Annotated in this window: 17 protein-coding genes, 1 tRNA gene and 1 pseudogene; 9 read left to right on the top strand and 10 right to left on the bottom strand. The window is 72.3% G+C overall.

Annotated elements, in window-relative coordinates:
- Nucleotides 1-10: 10 nt before the first annotated feature.
- From hutI to hutU, 4 genes are all read right to left on the bottom strand, one after another.
- Entirely contained in the window at nucleotides 11-1,180 is a 1,170-nt protein-coding gene (gene hutI / locus DIZ27_RS35190) for an imidazolonepropionase (RefSeq protein ID WP_109382479.1), read from the bottom strand.
- An 89-nt stretch (nucleotides 1,181-1,269) separates the two neighbouring features.
- Nucleotides 1,270-2,610, bottom strand: a complete 1,341-nt coding sequence (locus tag DIZ27_RS35185) for a formimidoylglutamate deiminase (protein ID WP_109382469.1) — start codon at nucleotides 2,608-2,610, stop codon at nucleotides 1,270-1,272.
- Nucleotides 2,607-3,809, bottom strand: a complete 1,203-nt coding sequence (locus DIZ27_RS35180) for an allantoate amidohydrolase (RefSeq protein WP_109382478.1) — start codon at nucleotides 3,807-3,809, stop codon at nucleotides 2,607-2,609. Before DIZ27_RS35180 ends, DIZ27_RS35185 begins: the two co-directional genes overlap by 4 nt.
- 98 nt (nucleotides 3,810-3,907) lie before the next feature.
- Nucleotides 3,908-5,623: a urocanate hydratase gene (gene hutU / locus DIZ27_RS35175; RefSeq protein ID WP_109382468.1), complete on the bottom strand. Its 1,716-nt coding sequence runs from the start codon at nucleotides 5,621-5,623 to the stop codon at nucleotides 3,908-3,910.
- Nucleotides 5,624-5,843: 220 nt separating this feature from the next.
- Here hutU and DIZ27_RS35170 point away from each other — a divergent pair, with 220 nt between their 5' ends.
- On the top strand, nucleotides 5,844-7,274 hold the full coding sequence (locus DIZ27_RS35170; RefSeq protein WP_109382467.1) for a diaminopimelate decarboxylase: 1,431 nt from the start codon (nucleotides 5,844-5,846) through the stop codon (nucleotides 7,272-7,274).
- Nucleotides 7,275-7,312: 38 nt separating this feature from the next.
- Here DIZ27_RS35170 and DIZ27_RS35165 read toward each other — a convergent pair whose 3' ends face one another.
- Together DIZ27_RS35165 and DIZ27_RS35160 are read right to left on the bottom strand one after the other, a co-directional pair.
- Nucleotides 7,313-7,894 carry a hypothetical protein gene (locus DIZ27_RS35165; RefSeq protein ID WP_181383838.1) on the bottom strand — a complete coding sequence of 194 codons (582 nt, stop codon included), beginning with the start codon at nucleotides 7,892-7,894 and terminating at the stop codon, nucleotides 7,313-7,315.
- Nucleotides 7,895-8,011: 117 nt separating this feature from the next.
- Nucleotides 8,012-8,854: a MurR/RpiR family transcriptional regulator gene (locus DIZ27_RS35160; RefSeq protein WP_109382465.1), complete on the bottom strand. Its 843-nt coding sequence runs from the start codon at nucleotides 8,852-8,854 to the stop codon at nucleotides 8,012-8,014.
- Between the two features lie 227 nt (nucleotides 8,855-9,081).
- Here DIZ27_RS35160 and DIZ27_RS35155 point away from each other — a divergent pair, with 227 nt between their 5' ends.
- Nucleotides 9,082-9,510: a hypothetical protein gene (locus tag DIZ27_RS35155; protein WP_181383840.1), complete on the top strand. Its 429-nt coding sequence runs from the start codon at nucleotides 9,082-9,084 to the stop codon at nucleotides 9,508-9,510.
- 432 nt (nucleotides 9,511-9,942) lie between these two features.
- Here DIZ27_RS35155 and DIZ27_RS35150 read toward each other — a convergent pair whose 3' ends face one another.
- Nucleotides 9,943-11,331 carry a cystathionine beta-synthase gene (locus tag DIZ27_RS35150; RefSeq protein WP_109382463.1) on the bottom strand — a complete coding sequence of 463 codons (1,389 nt, stop codon included), beginning with the start codon at nucleotides 11,329-11,331 and terminating at the stop codon, nucleotides 9,943-9,945.
- Nucleotides 11,332-11,507: 176 nt separating this feature from the next.
- On the opposite strand from DIZ27_RS35150, the gene DIZ27_RS35145 reads away from it, so the two are divergent.
- The 3 genes from DIZ27_RS35145 to DIZ27_RS35135 all read left to right on the top strand — a co-directional run bounded on the left by DIZ27_RS35145 (nucleotide 11,508) and on the right by DIZ27_RS35135 (nucleotide 15,176).
- Nucleotides 11,508-12,569, top strand: a complete 1,062-nt coding sequence (locus DIZ27_RS35145) for an SGNH/GDSL hydrolase family protein (protein ID WP_109382462.1) — start codon at nucleotides 11,508-11,510, stop codon at nucleotides 12,567-12,569.
- 214 nt (nucleotides 12,570-12,783) lie between these two features.
- A complete protein-coding gene (locus DIZ27_RS35140) occupies nucleotides 12,784-14,004 on the top strand; it encodes an acetyl-CoA C-acetyltransferase (RefSeq protein ID WP_109382461.1) in 1,221 nt (406 codons plus the stop codon).
- Between the two features lie 326 nt (nucleotides 14,005-14,330).
- On the top strand, nucleotides 14,331-15,176 hold the full coding sequence (locus DIZ27_RS35135) for a hypothetical protein (protein WP_109382460.1): 846 nt from the start codon (nucleotides 14,331-14,333) through the stop codon (nucleotides 15,174-15,176).
- Nucleotides 15,177-15,201: 25 nt separating this feature from the next.
- Here the strand turns inward: DIZ27_RS35135 and DIZ27_RS35130 are convergent, their stop codons facing one another.
- The gene (locus DIZ27_RS35130) at nucleotides 15,202-15,513 is read right to left on the bottom strand and encodes a hypothetical protein (RefSeq protein WP_109382477.1); all 312 of its coding nucleotides are present in this window, start codon (nucleotides 15,511-15,513) and stop codon (nucleotides 15,202-15,204) included.
- Nucleotides 15,514-15,613: 100 nt separating this feature from the next.
- On the opposite strand from DIZ27_RS35130, the gene DIZ27_RS35125 reads away from it, so the two are divergent.
- Nucleotides 15,614-15,844 (top strand): DUF4287 domain-containing protein, encoded by a 231-nt coding sequence (locus tag DIZ27_RS35125; protein ID WP_109382459.1) that lies wholly within the window; start codon nucleotides 15,614-15,616, stop codon nucleotides 15,842-15,844.
- Between the two features lie 85 nt (nucleotides 15,845-15,929).
- Here the strand turns inward: DIZ27_RS35125 and DIZ27_RS35120 are convergent, their stop codons facing one another.
- On the bottom strand, nucleotides 15,930-16,838 hold the full coding sequence (locus DIZ27_RS35120; RefSeq protein WP_109382458.1) for a Bax inhibitor-1/YccA family protein: 909 nt from the start codon (nucleotides 16,836-16,838) through the stop codon (nucleotides 15,930-15,932).
- Nucleotides 16,839-17,114: 276 nt separating this feature from the next.
- On the opposite strand from DIZ27_RS35120, the pseudogene DIZ27_RS47765 reads away from it, so the two are divergent.
- Nucleotides 17,115-17,237 (top strand): annotated as a pseudogene (locus DIZ27_RS47765) (HAD family hydrolase); the annotation flags it as partial.
- A 505-nt stretch (nucleotides 17,238-17,742) separates the two neighbouring features.
- Here the strand turns inward: DIZ27_RS47765 and DIZ27_RS35105 are convergent.
- Nucleotides 17,743-17,827, bottom strand: a tRNA-Leu gene (locus tag DIZ27_RS35105).
- A gap of 454 nt (nucleotides 17,828-18,281) precedes the next feature.
- Between DIZ27_RS35105 and DIZ27_RS35095 the strand changes: the two genes are divergently transcribed.
- Complete coding sequence (locus tag DIZ27_RS35095) at nucleotides 18,282-19,079, top strand: ABC transporter ATP-binding protein (RefSeq protein ID WP_109382457.1); 798 nt, start codon at nucleotides 18,282-18,284, stop codon at nucleotides 19,077-19,079.
- 116 nt (nucleotides 19,080-19,195) lie between these two features.
- The gene (locus DIZ27_RS35090) at nucleotides 19,196-21,724 is read left to right on the top strand and encodes an ABC transporter permease (RefSeq protein WP_109382456.1); all 2,529 of its coding nucleotides are present in this window, start codon (nucleotides 19,196-19,198) and stop codon (nucleotides 21,722-21,724) included.
- Nucleotides 21,725-21,788 lie beyond the last annotated feature (64 nt).

Genomic DNA, 21,788 nt, shown 5'->3' with positions numbered 1-21,788 from the left:
AGTCCGCCGGTCAGAGCACGCGGACGCCGCGCCGCCACACTCCGCCGACCAGCGGGACGCCGGGGCGGTAGGCCAGGTGGACATGGCTCGGGGCGTCGAGGAGGACGAGGTCGGCGCGGGCGCCGGGGGTGAGGCGGCCGATGTCGGTGCGCCGCAGGGCCGCGGCGCCGCCCGCGGTGGCCGACCAGAGGGCCTCGTCGGGCGTCATCCCCATGTCCCGCACGGCGAGCGCGACGCAGAACGGCACCGAGGACGTGAAGGACGACCCCGGGTTGCAGTCCGTGGACAGCGCGACGGTGACGCCCGCGTCGAGCAGCCGGCGGGCGTCCGGCCACTCGGCCCGGGTGGAGAACTCGGCGCCCGGCAGCAGGGTCGCCACCGTGCGGCTGTTGGCCAGGGCGTCGACGTCCGGGTCGGTGAGGTGGGTGCAGTGGTCGGCGCTGGCCGCGTCGAGTTCGACGGCGAGTTGGACGCCGGGACCGTGGGAGAGCTGGTTGGCGTGGACGCGCGGGTGCAGGCCCTTCGCCCTGCCCGCGGTGAGGACGGCGCGCGCCTGGTCGCCGTCGAAGGCGCCCTTCTCGCAGAAGACGTCGATCCAGCGGGCGTGCGGCGCGCAGGCGTCCAGCATCGCGCCGGTGACCAGGGCTACGTAGCCGGCCGGGTCGTCGGCGTACTCGGGGGCGACGACGTGGGCGCCGAGGTAGGTGACCTCGTCGGTGTGGCGGGCGGCCAGCCGCAGGGCGCGGGCCTCGTCCTCGGCGGTGAGGCCGTAGCCCGACTTGGTCTCGAGGGTGGTGGTGCCCTGGCGGAGCGCCTCGGTGAGGAGGCGGGTCAGGTTCGCCTCCAGTTCCGCGTCGCTCGCGGCCCGGGTGGCGGCGACGGTGGTGCGGATACCGCCCGCGCTGTAGGGGCGGCCGGACATCCGGGCGTTGAACTCGTCGGTGCGGTCGCCCGCGAAGACCAGGTGGGAGTGCGAGTCGACGAAGCCCGGGATCACCGCCCGGCCCTCGGCGTCGACCCGATTGTCAGTGGCGGGTGCTTTGCTTGTTTCACCGGTCCACACGATGCGGTCGCCGTCCATGACGACGGCCGCGTCCCGGACCGGACCGAGGGGAGAGTCGCCGAGGGAGGGGTCGTTGGTGACCAGCGTGGCGATGTTGACGATGGCGGTGCTGCTCATGGCGTCCTCGTGGGTGGCGGCGGTTGCGGGGCCGGGGGGCATCCTCCGGCGCTCGATGTCCGGGCGCTCGATGTCCAGGCGCTCGTTGTTCAGTCGCTCAGCGCCTCGATCGCCTGCGCGAGGGCGTGCGGCACATCGGGGACGAGGGTGTGCGCCCCGTCGCGTACGACGTGCCGGCCGGCCACGATCGTGTGCCGTACGTCGGCCGCCGTCGCGGCGAATACGGCCGTCTCGGCGCCGAGTCGGGGCGGTGGCCCCGCGGTTCTGACCGATTCCAGCGTGAGGGTGGTCAGGTCGGCGAGTGCTCCGGGCTCGATGGTGCCCGCCCGCTCCCAGCCGAGTGCGGCGTGGCCGTCGGCGGTGGCCGCCCGCAGCAGGGCGTTCGCCGTCCAGTGGCCGCGGGTGCGGGTGCGCAGGCGCTCGTTGAGCTCCAGGGCGCGCGCCTCCTCCAGCAGGTCGATGACGGCGTGGCTGTCCGAGCCGAGGGAGAGCGGGGAGCCCCGGCGCTGGAGGGAGGCGGCGGGGCCGATGCCGTCACCGAGGTCGCGTTCGGTGGTGGGGCACATGCAGGTGCCGGTGCCGCTGCTGCCGATCAGCGTGATGTCCTGGTCGGTGAGGTGCGTGTTGTGGATGCCGGTGGTGCGCGGTCCGAGCACGCCGTGGTCGGCGAGGAGGCGGGCCGGGGTGCGGCCGTGCGCCTCCTGACAGGCCTCGTTCTCGGCGGTCTGCTCCGACAGGTGCACGTGCAGCGGGGCCCGCCGCTCCTCGGCCCAGCGTGCCACGGTCGCCAGCTGACGGGCGGGCACGGCCCGTACGGAGTGGATGGCGGCACCGATCCGCGCGTGATCCCGTTCCTTGAGAACCGAACAGCGTTCCGCCCAGGCCTCGGCGGTGCCGTCGGAGAAGCGGAGTTGGTGGGTGCCCGGCGGCTCGCCGAAGCCGGCGGACAGATAGGCGGCGTCGAGGAGGGTGATGCGGATACCGGCCTCGGCGGCGGCCGCGATGAGGGCCTCGCCCATGGCGTTGGGGTCGGCGTAGCGGGTGCCGCCGGGCGCGTGGTGGACGTAGTGGAACTCGCCGACGGCGGTGATGCCGGCGAGGGCCATCTCGGCGTACACGGCGCGGGCGAGCCGGTGGTAGTTCTCGGGGGTGAGCCGGTCGGCGACCGAGTACATGACCTCGCGCCAGGTCCAGAAAGTTCCGGAGCCCACCTGGACGGTGCCGCGCAGCGCGCGGTGGAAGGCATGGCTGTGGGCGTTGGCCAGACCGGGGAGCGTCAGGCCGCGCAGTGCCTCGGCGCCGTGCGGCGGGGCGGGTGTCCCCGGGCGGACGGCGGTGATGCGCCCGTCCGCGACCTCGACGGCGACGCCCGGCTCGACATGGGTGTTGAGCCAGGCATGCTCCAGCCAGTACGTCCGTGGGGTGGTCACGTGCGAGCCAGTCCTTCCAGTACGTCGGCGAGGGCGAGCACCCCGGCCACGCAGTCGTCCTCGTCGGCGTGCTCGGCCGGGGAGTGCGAGACGCCTGTGGGGTTGCGCACGAACATCATGGCGGTCGGGATGCTTCCGGAGAGGATTCCGGCGTCGTGTCCGGCCCCGGTGCCGAGGACGGGGACGGACGCCTCGCGGGCACGGCCCAGGATGCGGGCGAGTTCGTCACGCAGGGCGTGGTCGAACTCGACGACGGGCGTGCGGGACTCGCGGACCACGTCCAGCTCCACGCCGTGGGCGGCGGCGTGCTCGCGGGCCGCCTTCTCCACCGCGTCGACCACGGCGTCCAGGCTCGGCTGGTCGACCGCGCGGGAGTCGAGCCAGCCGCGCACCAGGGAGGGAATGGCGTTGACACCGTTCGGTTCCACGGCGATCTTGCCGAAGGTGGCGACGGCACCGGCGAGTTCGGCCTCGCGGCGGGCGGCCAGGACGGTCTCGGCGTACGGCAGCATGGGGTCGCGGCGGTCGGCGAGGCGGGTGGTGCCGGCGTGGTTGGCCTCCCCTCGGAAGTCGAACCGCCAGCGGCCGTGCGGCCAGATGGCGCCGGCGATGCCGACCCGGTCGCCGACCAGGTCGAGGGCCCGGCCCTGTTCGACATGCAGTTCGACGAAGGCGCCGATGCGGGCGAGCCGTTCGGGATCGGGGCCGATGGCGTCGGGGTCGTGTCCGGCGGCCTCCATCGCCCGGGGCAGGGTGGTCCCGTCGCCGTCGGTGAGGCGGTGCGCCTGCGCGCGGGTGAGCAGGCCGGCGGTGAGCCGCGAGCCGACGCAGGCGAGCCCGAAGCGGGCGCCCTCCTCGTCACCGAAGTTGACGATGCCGAGGGGGCGGCTGAACGACGTTCCTCTCCGGCGCAGTTCATCGAGGGCGGCGAAGGCGGAGACGACTCCGAGGGGCCCGTCGAAGGCGCCGCCGTCCGGCACGGAGTCCAGGTGGGACCCGGTGACGACGGCGTCCCCGTCGGCGGGGTCGCCCAGCCAGGCCCACTGGTTCCCGTTCCGGTCCACTTCGTGGCGCAGCCCCCGCAGTTCGGCCTGGGTGGCGAACCAGGCCCGGCACTCGGCGTCGGCGCCGGTCCAGGCGTATCGCCGGTAGCCACCGGTGCCGGGGTGGCGGCCGAGGGGGAGCAGTTCGCGCCACATCGCCTGGAAGGTGGGGGGTGGGGTCGGTGGGGTCAGTGGGCTCGTCGCCGTGGCCGGTGGGGTCGGTGCGGTGCCGTGGGTCCCGCTCTCGTCGTGGGTCACGCGCTCTCGTCCTCACCCTCGCGCCCCTCGTGACCTTCGCGCCCCTCCTGGCCTTCGCGCCCTTCGCGCATCGGCACGCGCACCCCTCGCTCCGACGCCACCGAGTCCGCGATGTCGTATCCGGCGTCCACGTGCCGGATGACGCCCATTCCGGGGTCGTTGGTCAGCACCCGCCGGATCTTCTCGCCGGCCAGGCGGGTGCCGTCGGCGACCGTCACCTGGCCGGCGTGCAGGGAGCGACCCATGCCGACGCCGCCGCCGTGGTGGACGGACACCCAGGAGGCCCCAGACGCCACGTTCACCATCGCGTTGAGCAGGGGCCAGTCGGCGATCGCGTCGGACCCGTCGAGCATGGCCTCGGTCTCGCGGTACGGGGAGGCGACGGAGCCGCAGTCGAGGTGGTCGCGGCCGATGACCACGGGGGCGGACAGCTCGCCGCTCGCGACCATCTCGTTGAACCGCTCGCCGGCCTTGTCCCGCTCGCCGTATCCGAGCCAGCAGATGCGCGCGGGCAGGCCCTGGAAGTGGACGCGTTCACCGGCCAGTCGGATCCAGCGGGCCAGGGACTCGTTCTCCGGGAACAGCTCGAGGACGGCCCGGTCGGTCTTCGCGATGTCGGCGGGGTCGCCGGACAGGGCGGCCCAGCGGAAGGGGCCCCTGCCCTCGCAGAACAGCGGACGGATGTAGGCGGGGACGAAGCCGGGGAAGGCGAAGGCCCGGTCGTATCCGGCGAGTTCGGCCTCGCCCCGGATGGAGTTGCCGTAGTCGAAGACCTCGGCTCCGGCGTCCATGAAGCCGACCATCGCCTCGACGTGCCGGGCCATGGACCGGCGGGCGCGGGTGGTGAAGCCGGCCGGGTCCTTGGCGGCGGCGTCGGCCATGTCCTCGAAGGCGACCCCGGCGGGCAGGTAGGCCAGCGGGTCGTGGGCGGAGGTCTGGTCGGTGACGATGTCGACGGGGGCGCCCAGGGCGAGGAGCTGCGGGAGCACCTCGGCGGCGTTGCCTAGGACGCCGATCGACAGCGGTCGGCGGGCGTCGCGGGCCTCGGTGGCCAGCCGCAGGGCGTGGTCGAGGGAGTCGGCCCGCACGTCCAGGTACCGGTGCTCGATGCGGCGGTCGATGGCGCGGGGGTCGCAGTCGACGCAGATCGCGACGCCGTCGTTCATGGTGACGGCGAGCGGCTGGGCGCCGCCCATGCCGCCGAGGCCGGCGGTCAGGGTGATGGTCCCGGCGAGGGTGCCGCCGAACTTCTTGGCGGCGACGGCGGCGAACGTCTCGTAGGTGCCCTGGAGGATGCCCTGGGTGCCGATGTAGATCCAGGAGCCGGCGGTCATCTGCCCGTACATGGTCAGGCCGAGGGCCTCCAGGCGGCGGAACTCCTCCCAGTTGGCCCAGTCGCCGACGAGGTTGGAGTTGGCGATGAGGACGCGCGGGGCCCATTCGTGGGTCTGCATGACGCCGACGGGACGGCCGGACTGGACGAGCATCGTCTCGTCCTGCTTCAGGGTCCTGAGGGTGCGGACCATGGCCTCGAAGGAGCGCCAGTCGCGGGCCGCCTTCCCGGTGCCGCCGTAGACGACGAGCTGGTCGGGGTGTTCGGCGACCTCCGGGTCGAGGTTGTTCTGCAGCATGCGCAGAGCGGCTTCCTGGGGCCAGCCCAGGGCGCTCGGTTCGGTGCCGCGCGGCGCTCGGACGACTCGGGGTCCTGACATGGTCCGCCTCCTGGTGACGTGCTCCCGCCCTTACCGCAGATATTCACACATTCGCAGCCTGAATAGAGCTAGTCAATACGGCCGGTGTGTCGGTGCGGGCCGCCGGGCGGTGTTTGGCTGGACGTGTGGGTACTGGCATGGGGAACGCCGAAACACCCAGAACACCCAGAACACCGAAAACACCGAAAACACCGAGAACGCCGAGGAGGCGAGGGAAGCGGTGGCTCATGAGGAGGGCAGGCCGGACGACGCGGGCGGCCCGGACGGCGGGACCGAGCCGGGGGCCGGGCGGGCGGCCCGGCGGGACGAGGCGGTGCGGGCCGCGGTGGAACAGGGGCTGCTCGGTCCCGGCCGCCCCCTGGCGGCCCTGCTCGACGTCACCGGCATCCGGGAGTCGGCGGCCGAGCTGCGGGCGGCCTTCGCGGCGGTGACACCGCCCGGCACACCCGTGCTGCACGCCTTCGCCGTGAAGGCGACCCCGCTGGTGCCGGTGCTGCGGCTGCTGCACACGGAGGGCATCGGGGCGGAGGTGGCGAGCCCCGGTGAGCTGGCGCTGGCGCGGGCGGCGGGCGTGCCCCCGGAGCGGACGGTGCTGGACTCACCCGCCAAGACACCGGCCGAGCTGCGGGAGGCACTGGCGCTGGGCATCGCCGTCAACGCGGACAACCCGCAGGAGCTGGCACGTGTCGACGCCCTGCTGGCCGACGCCCCGGCGCGGCCGGCCGGTCTCCGCTCCCCCCGCTCCCCTCGCGCCCCTCGCTCCTCCTTTGGCATTCGAGTGAACCCACAGGTCGGCGGTGGCGCCATCGAGGCGCTGTCCACCGCCACGGCAACCTCGAAGTTCGGGGTGGCGCTGCGCGACGAGGGAGCGCGGGAGTGGGTCGTGCGGGCCTACCTGGACCGGCCGTGGCTGACCCGGCTGCACGCGCACACCGGCTCCCAGGGCATCGCGCTGCCCCTGATGGCGAGGGGCGTGGCGGAGACGTACGCGCTGGCGGAGGAGATCAACCGGCGCGCGGGGCGGCAGCAGGTCGACACCGTCGACATCGGCGGCGGCCTGCCGGTGAACTTCGCCTCCGACGCGACCGACCCGACGTACGCGCGGTACGCGCGGCTGCTGAAGGAGACCGTGCCCGGACTGTTCGACGGGCGGTACGGGCTGGTCACCGAGTTCGGACGGTCACTGCTGGCCAAGCACGGCACGGTCGTCGCCCGGGTGGAGTACGCCAAGAGTGCCGGCGGGCGTCCGGTCGCGGTGACGCACGCGGGCGTGCAGGTGGCGACCCGGACGGTGTACGCGCCGGCCGCGTGGCCGCTCAGGATCGCCGCGTACGACGCCAAGGGGTTGCCGAAGGAGGGCCCCGCGGTGGTGCAGGACGTGGCGGGGCCGGCCTGCTTCGCGGGCGACCTGCTCGCCCGGGGACAGGCGCTGCCCCTGCTGGAGCAGGGGGACCACGCGGCGGCGCTGGACACGGGCGCGTACTACTTCGCCCACCACTATGCGTACAACTCGCTCCCCCGCCCGGCCGTCCACGGCTTCACCGCCGACGGCCCCGGCCGGGTCACGTTCGCGCTCGTGCGCCCGGCCCAGAGCGTCGAGGAGATCGTGGCCGAATCGGGCGGTGCCCACGTGGACGCCCTGATCTCCTGACCACCCGACGCCCGACCGCCCGGACCACCCGGCCCGGGTCAGGCCAGGGCCGAGACGCGGCGGCGGGCCCCGCCCGGGGTCGCGTCGCCCGCCGCGATACCGGTGGTGCGGTACGCCTTGACCGCCTTGCCGGCCGGGCTGCCCGCGCCCGCGCGCAGCCAGTCGACGCGGACCCACAGCAGGCTCTGGTCGGCCTCCTCCAGGCGGCCGATCCAGGACGCCTTCCACCACAGGCCGGCTCCGCACCCGGCGAGCAGCAGACCGCCCGCCGCGGGCAGCGCGAACGAGCCGCCCAGGGCGGCGAGGAAGGCGAGCAGCAGCCACCAGCGGTGGCCGCGACGCCAGTTGCGCACGCTGACCGCACGGCCCTGGAGCACATCGTGCTTGCCCGCCCGGACCGCCGGCCGGGCCAGCGCGCGGTACCGCCCCCGCCGCGTGCACGCCACCACGGCCATGGCCACGAGGAACAGCGCGGCCCCCGCCAGCACACCGATCCGGCGGCCGGTCAGCCCCGGCACCAGCACCCCGATGCCCGCCGCGAACACGCCCAGCCACCACAGCGGGGCGGCCCCGGCCCGTACGACGACGGCCACCCGAGCCAGCCCCTGTCCTCCGCGCATCACGTCCAGCCTCCCGTCCCACGTCAGTGGAGTGTCCGTATGGTCCCGGGGCGCAGGGTAGTGAACCGACGTGAGAGAAGTCTGAGACACCACCCCTGCCCGCCCCGCCCCCCGCCGTCACTCCACGAACAGACCGCGGGCCGCCGCCTTCGTGTCGAACTCCTCCAGCCGGGCCTGCGCGTCGGGCAGGTCGTCGCACATCGCCTCCAGCAGTACCCGGCCCAGCAGCATCGGCGCGCACGCCGTGTCGAAGGCGAGCCCGGTGCCGACGGCGGCGGGCAGCAGCAGGTCGGAGACCTTGGCGACCGGCGCGAAGGCGGAGTCGGCGACGGTGACGACGGTCAGCCCCGTCTCCCTGGCGTGCGTGAGGGCGTCGACGACCTCGCGGGGATGCCGGGGCAGCGCGAAGCACAGCAGGGCCCCGGCCCCGGCCCCGGCAGCGGCGTCGATGCGATCGTGCAGCATGGTGCCGCCCTCGTTGAGCAGCCGCACGTCGGGGTGGACCTTGGCGGCGAAGTAGGCGAAGCCGTGGGCCTGCGCCGCCGCCGCGCGCAGCCCGAGCACGGGCAGCGGCCTGCTGTCCGCGAGGATCCGTCCCGCCCGCCGTACGGGCTCCGGATCGGCCAGCACCTCCGCGAGGTGCCGCAGGTTCTCGATCTCGGCCTCGACGGCCTGCTGGTACTCGTTGTACGGGCCGGTCTCCGGCGTGGGCCCGGTGGGCGCGACCTCGCGCAGATGCCGCCGCAGCGCGGGGTAGCCGTCGAAGCCCAGGGCGACGGCGAACCGGGTCACGGAGGGCTGGCTGACCCCGGCCAGCTCGGCCAGTTCCACGCTGGACAGGAACGGGACGTCGGCGGCGCGCCGCACCATGCTGTGCGCGATGCGCCGCTGCGTGGGCGTCAGCCGGTGCCCCTCGAAGAGCGCCTGCAGGCGCGCGCCCGGGCCCTCGGTGACGCTCATGACGTGGCTCCCCCTCGACCTGTTCCTCGGTCTGCTCCTCGGCCTGATCCTCTGCCTATTCACACACCGCGATTCCTGCATGCCGTTATACAGGCGAACGGAGGGCGAGCACGACCGGGAGCGGCCCCGGAGCGGGCGCCGGGCTCCTGCGGGCCCCCGGCCGACAACGGGGGCTACCCCCAGTGTCATGGGCCCTCGGCCTGCCTACCGTGCTCGGTATGAGCGGAATGGACGCGCGGGACGCCGAGCTGAAGAAGGAACTCGACGCCACCCTGCAGGCCCGCAGGGAACTGGGCGACGAGTACGAGTCCGCGCTGGTCGACTCGTTCCTGGCGAAGGTCGATCAGCGCATCGACGGCTCGGTGGAGCGCCTGGTGCGCCGACAGCTCGCCGAGCAGCAGATGACGGTGGCCCGGGAGTCCCGGAAGCCGAAGGCCACGGACAGCTGGGGCGAGCGCTTCGGCTTCGGGATCGTCTCCCTGGTCCTGGCGGTGCCGCTGTCCGCGATCGGCGGGGGTGTGGGCCACCTGCCCGGCCTGGTGGTCGCCTGGCTGGGCATCGTCGGCGTGAACGTCGTCCAGGCCGCACGCGTCGACCCGGCCCTGTTCGGCTCCCGCCGCCGGCGGCGGGAGCCGGACGACGCCTGGGAGGACTGAGCAGACGGGACAGCCGCCGAGGGCGGCCGCGGAAGGGCGGTACGCGGGGACCACCGCACCCCCGTCACCGGGGGGCGGGACGACGGCGGTCCCCGCGCGGGGACACGGGCCGGCCGGGCCCGCGTCCTGGCGTCCGTGGAGGTCCGGGAGCCGCTCCGGAGGCCCTTGACGCCGTTCCCTGTCGGCCGGGAAGGGGATCCTCCCCCGGCGCTGAACGCCTGGGAGGTGCCCCCGCCTTCCCGCCGACACCCCTCACTCTGCCGGACCGGTGTTAAGCGCGTGCTGCGCGCACATGACGCCCGCGTACCACTTCCGCGAAGTCCACGAAGATCACGTGCGGAGATCGCGTGCGGCTCTGCTCCACGGCGTGCACGGCCGGTTCACCGGTGCGCCGCCGAAGGCCGCCACCGGCCGCCCGCCGGTTCCCGTCCGTCAGCTCCCGTCCTTGGCGAGGAAGGACAGCAGGTCCTGGCGGCCGACCACACCGGTCGGCTTGCCCTCGACCAGGACGATCGCCGCGTCCGCCTTGCCCAGCACGGCCATCAGGTCCGCGACGGGCTCACCGGAGCCGACCTGCGGCAGCGGGGCCGACATGTGCTTCTCCAGCGGGTCCTCGAGCGAGGCGTGCTTGCTGAACAGCGCGTCCAGCAGCTCCCGCTCCACCACCGAGCCGACGACCTCGGCGGCCATCACGTCCGGGTGGCCGGCGCCCGGCTTGACGACCGGCATCTGCGAGACGCCGTACTCGCGCAGCACCTCGATGGCCTGCCCGACCGTCTCGTCGGGGTGCATGTGCACGAGGGACGGGATGTGCCCGCCCTCCTTGTGGTCGAGGACAGCACCGACGCGGGCGCTCGGGCCGGCGTCCTCGAGGAAGCCGTAGTCGGCCATCCACTCGTCGTTGAAGATCTTGCTGAGGTAGCCGCGCCCGCTGTCCGGGAGCAGCACCACCACGACGTCGTCCTCGCCGAGCCGCTCGGCCACCCGCAGCGCCGCCACGACGGCCATGCCGCACGAACCGCCGACGAGCAGGCCCTCCTCCTTGGCGAGGCGCCGGGTCATCTGGAAGGAGTCCTTGTCGGACACGGGGACGATCTCGTCCGCGACGGTGCGGTCGTATGCGGTGGGCCAGAAGTCCTCGCCCACGCCCTCCACCAGGTACGGCCGCCCGGAGCCGCCCGAGTAGACGGAGCCCTCGGGGTCGGCGCCGACGACCTTGACGCGGCCGTCGCTGACCTCCTTCAGGTAGCGCCCGGTCCCGGAGATGGTGCCGCCGGTGCCGACTCCGGCCACGAAGTGGGTGATCTTCCCCTCGGTCTGCTCCCACAGCTCCGGGCCGGTGGACTCGTAGTGGCTGAGCGGGTTGTTGGGGTTGGAGTACTGGTCCGGCTTCCAGGCCCCCGGCGTCTCACGGACCAGCCGGTCGGAGACGTTGTAGTAGGAGTCGGGGTGCTCGGGGTCGACGGCGGTCGGGCAGACGACCACTTCCGCCCCGTACGCCCGCAGCACGTTGATCTTGTCCAGGGAGACCTTGTCGGGGCAGACGAAGATGCACTTGTAGCCCTTCTGCTGGGCCACGATGGCAAGACCGACCCCGGTGTTGCCACTGGTCGGCTCGACGATGGTGCCGCCCGGCTGCAGCTCTCCGCTCTTCTCCGCCGCCTCGATCATGCGCAGGGCGATGCGGTCCTTCACCGATCCGCCGGGGTTGAAGTACTCCACCTTGGCCAGGACAGTCGCCCCGATGCCCTTGGTGACGTTGTTGAGCCTCACGAGCGGGGTGTCGCCGACAAGGCTGATCATCGAGTCGTGGAATTGCACCGTTGTCTCCGGATGCTGCAAAAGGTGTGGTTGTCGTGGTGCTGCCAGCCTAGAGCCTGCTCCTGAGCCGCTGTCCGCCACGACCCGGCCGGGTCGTTCACCCTGCGTCGAGATTGGACCACGGTCCGTACGGGGCAAGCACTGGGTGTACGGCTTCGAGGAGGTGGCGGCGAGGCATGACACGCATGTCGAGGGCGAGAGTGGCCCGGCGGATCGCGGCGGGCGCGGCGTACGGCGGCGGGGGCGTCGGGCTGGCCGGTGCGGCCGCCGTCGGGCTGCTGCTGGCCGAGGCCCAGCTGGCGCGGCGGCGGGTGGGCAACGGCACGACTCCGCACGTACCGAACGCGGACGGCCTGTACGGCGCCGCCTACACGGTGCCCGGTGAACCGGCGCTGCGGCTGACGATGCTGGGCGACTCCACGGCCGCCGGCCAGGGAGTGCACCGGGCCGGGCAGACCCCGGGCGCGCTGCTGGCGTCGGGCGTCGCGGCGATCGCGGAACGGCCCGTGGGGCTGAGCACGGTGGCGGTGCCCGGAGCCCGCTCCGACGACCTGGACCGGCAGGTGAGCCGGGCCCTGGCCGATCCGGCCCGGGTGCCCGACATCTGCGTGATCATGATCGGGGCGAACGACGTCACGCACCGCCTGTCGCCCGCCCTCTCCGTCCGTCACCTGGCCTCGGCGGTACGCCGGCTGCGGACGGCCGGAGCGGAGGTCGTCGTCGGCACCTGCCCGGACCTGGGCACGATCGAGCCGGTGTGGCAGCCCCTGCGCTGGCTGGCCCGGCGGGCCTCCCGGCAGCTGGCGGCGGCCCAGACGATCGGCACGGTCGAACAGGGCGGGCGCACGGTGTCACTGGGCGATCTGCTGGGCCCCGAGTTCGCGGCGAACCCCCGCGAGCTCTTCGGCCCCGACAACTACCACCCCTCCGCCGAGGGGTACGCCACGGCCGCCATGGCCGTCCTGCCGACCGTCTGCGCCGTGCTCGGACTGTGGCCCGCGTTGGAGGAGCGTCCCGACGCGGCCCGCCGCGAGGGCTTCCTCCCCGTCGCCCGGGCGGCGGCCGAGGCCGCTTCGGAGGCGGGCACCGAGGTCACGGCGGCCGGGCCGACGGGCCTCCGGGGTCCCTGGGCCCTCCTCAAGCGCCGCAAGCGCCGCCGGGTACCGGAACCGGAGCTCGAGCCGGAATCCGCTCCGGCGACGGATTCCGGGGGACCCCAGGCAAAAGCAAGCGCTTAGTAAACTGCGGCCAGAGTCACACCGCGCCCCTCGTGACCCCGCCACTACGGCCGGGTAGCTTCCCAAGCAGCCCACCCGTCACCCGACCACCGCCCCTCAACGAGGCGCTACGCGCCGCCCCTTCCGTCCCGTCACCCGACCACCGCCCCTCAACGAGGCGCTACGCGCCGCCCCTTCCGTCCCGTCACCCGACCACCACCCCTCAGGAGCCGTGATGCCCGAAGCCGTGATCGTCTCAGCCGCCCGCTCCCCCATCGGCCGCGCCTTCAAGGGCTCCCTGAAGGACGTGCGCCCGGACGACCTGACCGCCTCGATCATCCAGGCCGCCCTCGCCAAGGTCCCCGAGCTGGACCCGAAGGACATCGACGACCTGATGCTCGGCTGCGGCCTGCCCGGCGGCGAGCAGGGCAACAACCTCGGCCGCATCGTCGCCGTGCAGATGGGGATGGACCACCTCCCCGGCTGCACCATCACCCGCTACTGCTCGTCGTCCCTGCAGACCTCCCGCATGGCGCTGCACGCCATCAAGGCCGGGGAGGGCGACGTCTTCATCTCGGCCGGCGTCGAGACGGTCTCCCGGTTCGCCAAGGGCAACTCCGACAGCCTTCCCGACACCCGCAACCCGTTCTTCGCCGAGGCCGAGGCCCGTACCGCCGCCGTCGCGGAACAGGAGGGCACCACCTGGCACGACCCGCGCGAGGACGGCCTCGTCCCGGACGCCTACATCGCGATGGGCCAGACCGCCGAGAACCTGGCGCGCGCCAAGGGCGTCACCCGCCAGGAGATGGACGAGTTCGGCGTCCGCTCGCAGAACCTCGCCGAGGAAGCCATCAAGAACGGCTTCTGGGAGCGCGAGATCACTCCGGTGACGCTGCCCGACGGCACGGTCGTCACCAAGGACGACGGCCCGCGCGCCGGAGTCACCATGGAGGGCGTCTCCGGTCTCAAGCCCGTCTTCCGCCCCGACGGCCTGGTCACCGCCGGCAACTGCTGCCCGCTCAACGACGGCGCCGCCGCGCTGGTCGTCATGAGCGACACCAAGGCCCGCGAGCTCGGCCTGACCCCGCTCGCCCGGATCGTCTCCACCGGCGTCTCCGGCCTCTCCCCGGAGATCATGGGCCTCGGCCCGGTCGAGGCGAGCAGGCAGGCCCTGTCCCGCGCCGGTCTCACCATCGACGACATCGACCTGGTCGAGATCAACGAGGCGTTCGCCGCCCAGGTGATCCCCTCCTACCGCGAGCTCGGCATCCCGCTGGAGAAGCTGAACGTCAACGGTGGCGCCATCGCCGTCGGCCACCCCTTCGGCATGACCGGCGCCCGCATCACCGCCACACTCATCAACTCCCTGCAGTTCCACGACAAGCAGTTCGGCCTGGAGACGATGTGCGTCGGCGGCGGTCAGGGCATGGCCATGGTCATCGAGCGCCTCAGCTGATCGGCTCGACTCGACCGGCCGCCTCGGACGGCCGCCTCGGACGGCCGCTGCGGCGAGCCGCAAAGTAGCCGGAGCGGCACGGTCGGTGAGGCAACGGCCCGGAACCCCCGAACCACCGGGGTTCCGGGCCGTTCCGTGATCCAATCGCCCCCAGGATGTGACCTATCTCCCTCGCCGAGGAGATTCACGCAGGTCAGAGCCCTACCCCCAGCCAGCCCGGAAACCACACTCTGTCCGTTTCGTGACGTTACGCACTGACAGATGGTTAGTCCGCCCTTCAAGCTGATGTAGGAAGTCGGGGTCGACCTTGAACCGGGAGTACGTCAGTGAGCGCCATGCCGATCGCCCTGCTGGTCACCACGGCCGCCACCGGTGCCGTGGGCGTCGCCGTCCTGCGCAGCATCTTGGTGCTGCGCCGACAGGTCGCGGCTCTGCACACCGAGCTGGCCAGGAACAACGCCGCCGCCCTGCGCGCGCTGCTGCCCACCGCCCGCGCGGCCCACGCCGACGAGATACGCGCGGCCGTGGCCGAGGCGCTCGCGGAGGAACGGGAACGGGAGCTCGCCGAGGCGCGGGCGTTCTGGGCCGCCCAGGAGGCCCGTGACATCTCCGACGCGCCCACCCTGCTGGGCCTGGCCGACAGCGAGCTGTTCCTGCCGCGGCAGGCCGATTTCGTCGGTCTGGAGCCGGTGACCGAGCCGGGTGCCGACGCCGACACGTACGCCCCCAAGGACTCCAAGGACCCCAAGGACTTCAGGGACCCCAAGGACTTCGTCCAGGGCGGCACCCCCGCGGACTCCCCCGAGCTGGCCGCGGCCCGCCGCCGGCACCCCTCGCACCCGGACTTCGTGCCCCACCCGGCCCCTGCCGTCGCCGACGACGAGCGCACCGTGTCCACGCTGGAGGAGCTGGCCGCCTCCGAGGTGGAGCTGACCGACGTCCGCCCCGGCCCGCTGGGCACGCTGGACGTCTACGTCTTCGCCGACGGCACGACGCTGTGCATGACACCGGGGCACCGCGAGACCGCGGAGCGCCTGGCCGCGGCCCTGCGCGAGGGCGAGACCCCGTTCCTGCTCGGCGGCTCCGGCGTCTCGGGCGCGTACACGCTGACCTTCGCCTGCGGCGAGGAGAACGTCTACATCCTGGCGGACCGCGTCATCGCGTCCCTCTGACCCGGGGCGTCTCTCCTGCGGGCACCTACACCCCGGCGCGTTTCTGTGACTCCTCCACGAGCCGCACCGCCTCCTCGACCTCCCCCTCGTTCTTCAGTACGAGGGCCAGGTCGTGACCGGCGACGGAGATCTGGTCCGCGGCGGCGAACATGCCCGCGTCGGGCATCTCCCGGGGCTCGGTACCCGGCTCCTCGACGCGCTGGGTCCGCCGCGCCAACTCCCTGGCCAGAGCCAGTGCCTCGGCAGCGGCTCCCCGCTGCAGCCGGCTCTGCGGCGCGGCCCGCAGACGGTCGGCGAAATGGTCCACGGCACGGATGAGGGGCGTCGTATCAAGCACGCGGTGAGCGTACGCGGCGTGGTGGGGCTGTTGCCAACGGACGAACACTCAGGCACGGTGACCTGAAGGACCGGCTCACACCCCTGCGCTGGAGGCGCCGATGTCCCAAGTCTTCTCCGAGGAGACCCATCGCAACCTGCTCGCCCGTATCCCGCACTGCACCGGTCGTGAGATCTCCGACTGGCTGCGCGCCGTCGAAGAAGGACCGTCTCTCTTCCGCTTCGAGGAGAAGGTCAGCTGGCTCCGCCACGAATACGACCTGGCGTACGGCCACGCCAAGGCGATCGTCCACGAGTACGACCTGAGAAGGGCCGCGCGCAAGCTGCTCTAGGTGTTCCCCCGTCCGCACCACGGCGAAGGGCCCCGGGGAGACCCCGGGGCCCTTCGCCTGCACGTGCCACTGCCGTGGCGCGGCGTCAGTCGCTGCTGTTGAGGATCGAGATGAGCCTCAGGAACTCCAGGTAGATCCACACCAGCGTCAGCGTGAGGCCGAAGGCCGCGAACCAGGCCTCCTCGCGCGGGGCACCGTAGGCGAGGCCGTCCTCGACCTGCTTGAAGTCCAGGGCGAGGAAGCAGGCACCGAGGATAATGCCGACGATGCCGAAGACGATGCCGAGCGGGCCGCTGCGGAAGCCGAGGCCGTCACCGCCGCCGAACACCGCGAACAGCAGGTTCACGCCCATCAGCAGGATGAAGCCGAGCGCGGCCGCCATCACGAAGCCGTAGAAACGGCGGTTGACGCGGATCCAGCCCGCCTTGTACGCCACCAGCACGGCGGCGAAGACCGCCATGGTGCCGAGCACGGCCTGCATGGCCGCACCGTTGGCGACGTGGGTGTCGACGATGTTGGAGATGACACCGAGGAAGACGCCCTCGACGGCGGCATACGTCAGGATCAGCGCGGGCGAGGCCTTGCGCTTGAACGACTGCACGAGCGCCAGGACCATGCCGAGCAGCGCGGCGCCGATGCCGATGCCGTAGGACCGGCTGATGTTGGCCTCGTCGACGGGCAGCAGGGCCCAGGAGAGGGCCGCGGCCACGATGAGCAGGCCGAGCGTGCTCGCCGTGCGCATGATGACGTCGTCGATGGTCATCCGGCCGGTCGCGGCCGGCGCCTGCGGCGGCGCACCGTGCTGCAGGTCCTGCTGTCCGTACGGGTTCTGCGCGTAGGGGTTCTGCGCGTACGGGTTGCCGGTGGGCTGCGCGTACGGGTTGCCCTGCGTGGCGACAGCGGGACCCCCGGCCTGCGGCGCGGTGTTGAAGCCCGCGTAGCCGTTGTCGCGGCTGAACCCCCGTCGCGAGAAGACCGGGTTTCTGCTCCTCATTGCACTCCTCCATGGCCACACAGCATGGCCTTGGGCTCAAGAGTAATGGGTAGGCAAAGGAATGACCCCCCTACCTTGGGAGGATCTTTCCCCTGTCGTGCTGCGCAACACGCTACGCGGCCGCGTGATTCCCCTCACCACAGGGGCCCGAACCATGACAGATCCGGAACCTGTCCGGAACCGGCCGGAGATCATCCCCAGCCGGCCGCTCCCACGGCGCCCTCGGTTTCCTCGGAGGCGTCCTCGATGCTCGCGTGCCGGCCGGAGACCTCGAGAAACGCTCAGCGGTGGATCGACGACAGCCGCGGCCGGATCGTCACCGAGAGCGGTCGAGCCCTCGCAGGCGCCGTGCTCGAGACCGGTTCACCCGACTGGCTCCGCACAGCCCTCGGCCAGAAGCAGGACCGAGGAGTCCGTAAGCCGCCCTGCGCGGCAGGGGAGCGGCCTGGAGCCCGGAGGGATCACCCCACCCGCACAAGAACGCCCCGGCCGTACGAAACGTACCGGAGCACGCCGGCGTCCGGGACTCCTCGGGGCGCACGTTGTCCTTGATCCGGTCCAGGCAGCGGGGCGCCCCCGAAACCGGTGCAGCGATCAGCTCCGGGCACCGTTCGCCGGTCGTCGTGAGGAGCAGTCGCCCCTCCTCGCCTTCGCCGAACTCTCCGAGGTGCCGGAACACCGACGTGACGGGGCCGATGACCTGTGAACCCGCAGCGAGCCGCGCCTTGACCGCCCCTTGGCCAGGCCGACAGCTTGCTCACGGGCGGGCGTGGCGGTCGAGACCTGCACGTAGTCAGTCTTGCCCGGGAGACCAACGGCCCCTCACCCCCGGCGAGCAGTACCCGCAGGACTGACCCGCCAGCCGCAGGCAGGGCGCCCACAGTGGCACGTGTTTCAGCGGAAGTGCCCGGAGCCGGACTTGAACCGGCACGCCCCTCACCGGGGCAGCGAGGTTTAAGCTCGCCGTGTCTGCATTCCACCATCCGGGCAGGCCATGGGCTCCGCGTCGGGCACACGCCGAGCCTATCGGGACCCCTCTCCCCCGCAGCGGGGTGGTGGCCCCATGTTGTCTTATTTTATTGGCGCCTGAGGGAGCATCAGGCCACGGAAAACGCCATCAGCACTTGCCACCAGCCTTGCGGGCGGGGGCCGGCCGCGCATGCGGAATGACGGAATTTCACTGTATGAACAAGGGCGCTCCACCTGTTCTGACGATGTCCGCCGCTCGGCCCGTCTCCCCCCTGGGGCCAGGGTGGGCCGTCATCCCCAGGTATGACGGCGGCCCCGGTGGTCAGCCCCGAGTCGCCCCCCACAACCGGAGCAGCGGGTGACTACACGGCGGTGAGCGCGCGAAACGATGGACCACGTCCCCGTTCCCGCGCAACGCGTCGTCGCGAAAGACGTCGTCGCGCATCACGTCGTCCCGACAGGAGTGCCCATCCCGTGACCACCGCACCCTCCCCCAAACTCCGTCCGGGGGGACCCCCAGCCGACCGGACCACCGCCGTGGCCGCGCGCGCCACGGACCTGTCGAAGATCTACGGCCAGGGCGAGACCCGGGTGGTCGCCCTCGACCAGGTCTCCGTCGGCTTCCGGCAGGCGGAGTTCACCGCGATCATGGGACCGTCGGGGTCCGGCAAGTCCACGCTCATGCACTGCGTCGCCGGTCTCGACACGTTCTCGTCCGGTTCCGTGCGCATCGGTGACACCGAGCTGGGTTCCCTGAAGGACAAGCAGCTGACCAAGCTGCGCCGGGACAAGATCGGCTTCATCTTCCAGGCCTTCAACCTGCTGCCGACCCTCACGGCCCTGGAGAACATCACCCTTCCGATGGACATCGCGGGGCGCAAGCCGGACAAGGAGTGGCTGGACAGGGTGATCCGGATGGTCGGCCTGTCCGACCGGCTGAGCCACCGGCCCGCGCAGCTGTCCGGCGGCCAGCAGCAACGGGTCGCCGTGGCACGGGCGTTGGCCTCTCGGCCCGACATCATCTTCGGCGACGAGCCCACCGGCAACCTCGACTCCCGTTCCGGCGCCGAGGTGCTCGGCTTCCTGCGCAACTCCGTGCGCGAGCTGGGGCAGACGGTGGTCATGGTGACCCACGACCCGGTCGCCGCGGCCTACGCGGACCGGGTGGTGTTCCTCGCGGACGGCAGGATCGTGGACGAGATGCACGGGCCGACGGCCGACTCGGTGCTCGACCGCATGAAGAAGTTCGACGCCAAGGGCCGCACCAGCTGAAGCGACGTCATCAGCCGTACGTCCGTCACTGATTGATGCCCCGTCACCGGCCGACGCCCCGACGTCCCGCACCCCCTCCTCCCGCCCTCGTACCTCTGGACCCGAGAAGACACCCAATGTTCCGTACCGCCTTGCGCAATGTGCTCGCGCACAAGGCCCGGCTCCTGATGACCGTGCTCGCCGTGATGCTCGGCGTGGCCTTCGTGTCGGGGACCCTGGTCTTCACCAACACCCTCTCCGACGCTCTCCAGAAGAGCTCCGCCAAGGGCTTCGACCACGTCGACGTCGCCGTCACCGCCGAGTGGAAGGAGCCCGAGGGCGACAGGGTCGGCGAGTACCACGAGCTGACCCCGGCCATGGTCGACGCCAGCGCCGGGGTGCCGGGTGCCGCGCGGGCCATCGGGATCGTCCAGGGGTTCACCGCCCTCGCCGACAAGGACGGCAAGCTGGTCGGCGACGGCTTCCAGTCGCAGGGCGGCAACTACTGGGGCGACGACGACCCCCGCTACCCGCTGACCGACGGACGCGCGCCCAAGGGCGCCGACGAGATCCTCATCGACTCCGAGACCGCGAAGCGCACCGGCTACCAGGTCGGTGACACCGTGCGGATGTCGGTCGACGGTCCCGTGCTGGAGCCGGTCGTCACCGGTGTCTTCACCACGGACGACGGCAATGTCGCGGCCGGGGGGAGCCTCACCCTGTTCGACACCGCGACCGCGCAGAAGCTGTTCGGCAAGGCGGGCACGTTCGACGAGATCGCCGTCAAGGCGAAGGACGGCGTCTCCGAGGCCGCGCTGCGCTCGCAGCTGGAGAAGGCACTGCCCGCCGGCGCCGTCAGCACCAGGACCGGCGGCGAACTCGCCGACGCGCAGGCGGAGATGATCGCCTCGTCGATGAGCGGTATGAAGCAGGGCCTGCTGGTGTTCGCCGGTATCGCGTTGTTCGTCGGTACGTTCATCATCGCCAACACCTTCACCATGCTGGTCGCCCAGCGCACCCGGGAACTGGCGCTGATGCGCGCGGTCGGCGCCTCCCGCCGGCAGGTCACGCGGTCGGTGCTGATCGAGGCGTTCCTGGTGGGGGCGGTCGCCGCCGTGGTCGGGCTGCTCACCGGTATCGGTATCGGCGCCGGGCTGCGTTCCCTGGTGGGGTCGCTGGGCGCGACCATGCCCGACGGCCCCTTGGTGGTCACGCCGGGCACCGTCGGCACCGCGTTCGCGGTCGGCATCCTGATCACCATGCTCGCCGCCTGGCTGCCCGGCCGCCGGGCCGCGAAGATCCCGCCGGTGGCGGCGATGAGCTCGGTGCACGCCAAGGCGACGACCAAGTCGCTGGTGCTGCGCAACACGCTGGGCGCGCTCTTCGCGGGGGCCGGTGTCGCGGTGGTCCTGGTGGCCACGACGATGGACGGCTCGGACGGCCAGGCTCCCATGGGGCTCGGCGCGGTGCTGCTGATCATCGGTGTGTTCGTCCTGACCCCCCTGCTGTCCCGCCCGCTGATCGCCGCCGCGGCTCCGGTGCTCCGCGTCTTCGGGGTGTCCGGGAAGCTGGCCCGGCAGAACTCGGTGCGCAATCCGCGCCGTACCGCCGCGACCGCGTCCGCGCTGATGATCGGACTCACCCTGATCACCGGTATGACGGTGGTGGCGGGCAGCCTGCAGAGGTCCATCGACAAGATGGCGGCCTCCTCGATCAAGGCCGACTACGTGGTGTCCATGGCGAACGGCCACGGGCTGAAGCCGGACGTGGGGCGCACGCTGCGGGAGGCCGACGGCGTCACCGCCACCAGCCCCATGCGCAACGCGGCGGCCCGCATCGACGGGGAGACCGCCTTCCTGACCGGCGTCGACGGCGCCGCGATCGGCGAGCTGACCGAGTTCCCGGTCCGGGAGGGCGCCTTCGAGGTGGGCGGCACGCGGATCGTCGTCGACCACGAAACGGCCGAGCGCCGCGGCTGGAAGGCCGGTTCCGACCTCACCGTCGCCTACGAGGACGGCGAGAAGCAGAAGCTGACGGTCGCCGGTGTCTACGAGGGCAACGAGATGTTCCGCGGCGTCATGCTCGACACCGCGACGCTCGCCCCGCACCAGTCGGACCCGGGCGACATGCTGGTCCTGGTGAAGACCTCCGGCGGCGCCTCCGACACCGCGAAGGACAACCTGGAGAAGGCTCTCGGCACCAACCCCGCGATCAAGGTCCAGGACAAGCAGGACCTCTCCGACGAGTTGGCGCAGATGTTCACGCTGATACTGAACATGGTCTACGGGCTGCTGGCCATGGCCGTGCTCGTCGCGGTGATCGGGGTCATCAACACCCTGGCCATGTCGGTGTTCGAGCGGTCCCAGGAGATCGGCATGCTCCGCGCGGTCGGCCTGGACCGCAGGGGCGTCAAGCGGATGGTCCGCCTGGAGTCCCTGGTGATCTCCCTGTTCGGCGGGGTGCTCGGCATCGGGCTGGGCGTGTTCTTCGGCTGGGCGGCCGGTGAGCTCCTGGGGACCAGGATGTCGACGTACGAACTGGTCCTGCCCTGGGACCGGTTGGCGGTCTTCCTGCTGCTGGCCGGTGTCGTGGGCGTCCTGGCGGCGCTGTGGCCGGCCCGGCGGGCGGCACGGCTGAACATGCTGCAGGCGATCAAGACCGAGTAAGCCGGACGGCACGCGCAGCCGAACAGCACGCGCGGGTGGGCCCCGTCGCGGCGACCGACGACCG

This window comes from Streptomyces sp. NWU339 (genome assembly GCF_003143855.1).
In the GTDB taxonomy this organism is placed as follows: Bacteria; Actinomycetota; Actinomycetes; order Streptomycetales; family Streptomycetaceae; genus Streptomyces.
The sequence above is the reverse complement of the archived record's forward strand: the minus strand, read 5'-3'. Positions and strand labels throughout refer to the sequence as shown.

What these genes read in the sequence shown, in the direction of transcription:
- hutI (WP_109382479.1), bottom strand. Translation starts at nt 1,180, where the DNA reads ATGAGCAGCACCGCCATCGTCAACATCGCCACGCTGGTCACCAACGAC.
- DIZ27_RS35180 (WP_109382478.1), bottom strand. Translation starts at nt 3,809, where the DNA reads ATGTGGCGCGAACTGCTCCCCCTCGGCCGCCACCCCGGCACCGGTGGC.
- hutU (WP_109382468.1), bottom strand. Translation starts at nt 5,623, where the DNA reads ATGTCAGGACCCCGAGTCGTCCGAGCGCCGCGCGGCACCGAACCGAGC.
- DIZ27_RS35165 (WP_181383838.1), bottom strand. Translation starts at nt 7,894, where the DNA reads ATGCGCGGAGGACAGGGGCTGGCTCGGGTGGCCGTCGTCGTACGGGCC.
- DIZ27_RS35160 (WP_109382465.1), bottom strand. Translation starts at nt 8,854, where the DNA reads ATGAGCGTCACCGAGGGCCCGGGCGCGCGCCTGCAGGCGCTCTTCGAG.
- DIZ27_RS35155 (WP_181383840.1), top strand. Translation starts at nt 9,082, where the DNA reads ATGGACGCGCGGGACGCCGAGCTGAAGAAGGAACTCGACGCCACCCTG.
- DIZ27_RS35145 (WP_109382462.1), top strand. Translation starts at nt 11,508, where the DNA reads ATGACACGCATGTCGAGGGCGAGAGTGGCCCGGCGGATCGCGGCGGGC.
- DIZ27_RS35140 (WP_109382461.1), top strand. Translation starts at nt 12,784, where the DNA reads ATGCCCGAAGCCGTGATCGTCTCAGCCGCCCGCTCCCCCATCGGCCGC.
- DIZ27_RS35125 (WP_109382459.1), top strand. Translation starts at nt 15,614, where the DNA reads ATGTCCCAAGTCTTCTCCGAGGAGACCCATCGCAACCTGCTCGCCCGT.
- DIZ27_RS35120 (WP_109382458.1), bottom strand. Translation starts at nt 16,838, where the DNA reads ATGAGGAGCAGAAACCCGGTCTTCTCGCGACGGGGGTTCAGCCGCGAC.
- DIZ27_RS35090 (WP_109382456.1), top strand. Translation starts at nt 19,196, where the DNA reads ATGTTCCGTACCGCCTTGCGCAATGTGCTCGCGCACAAGGCCCGGCTC.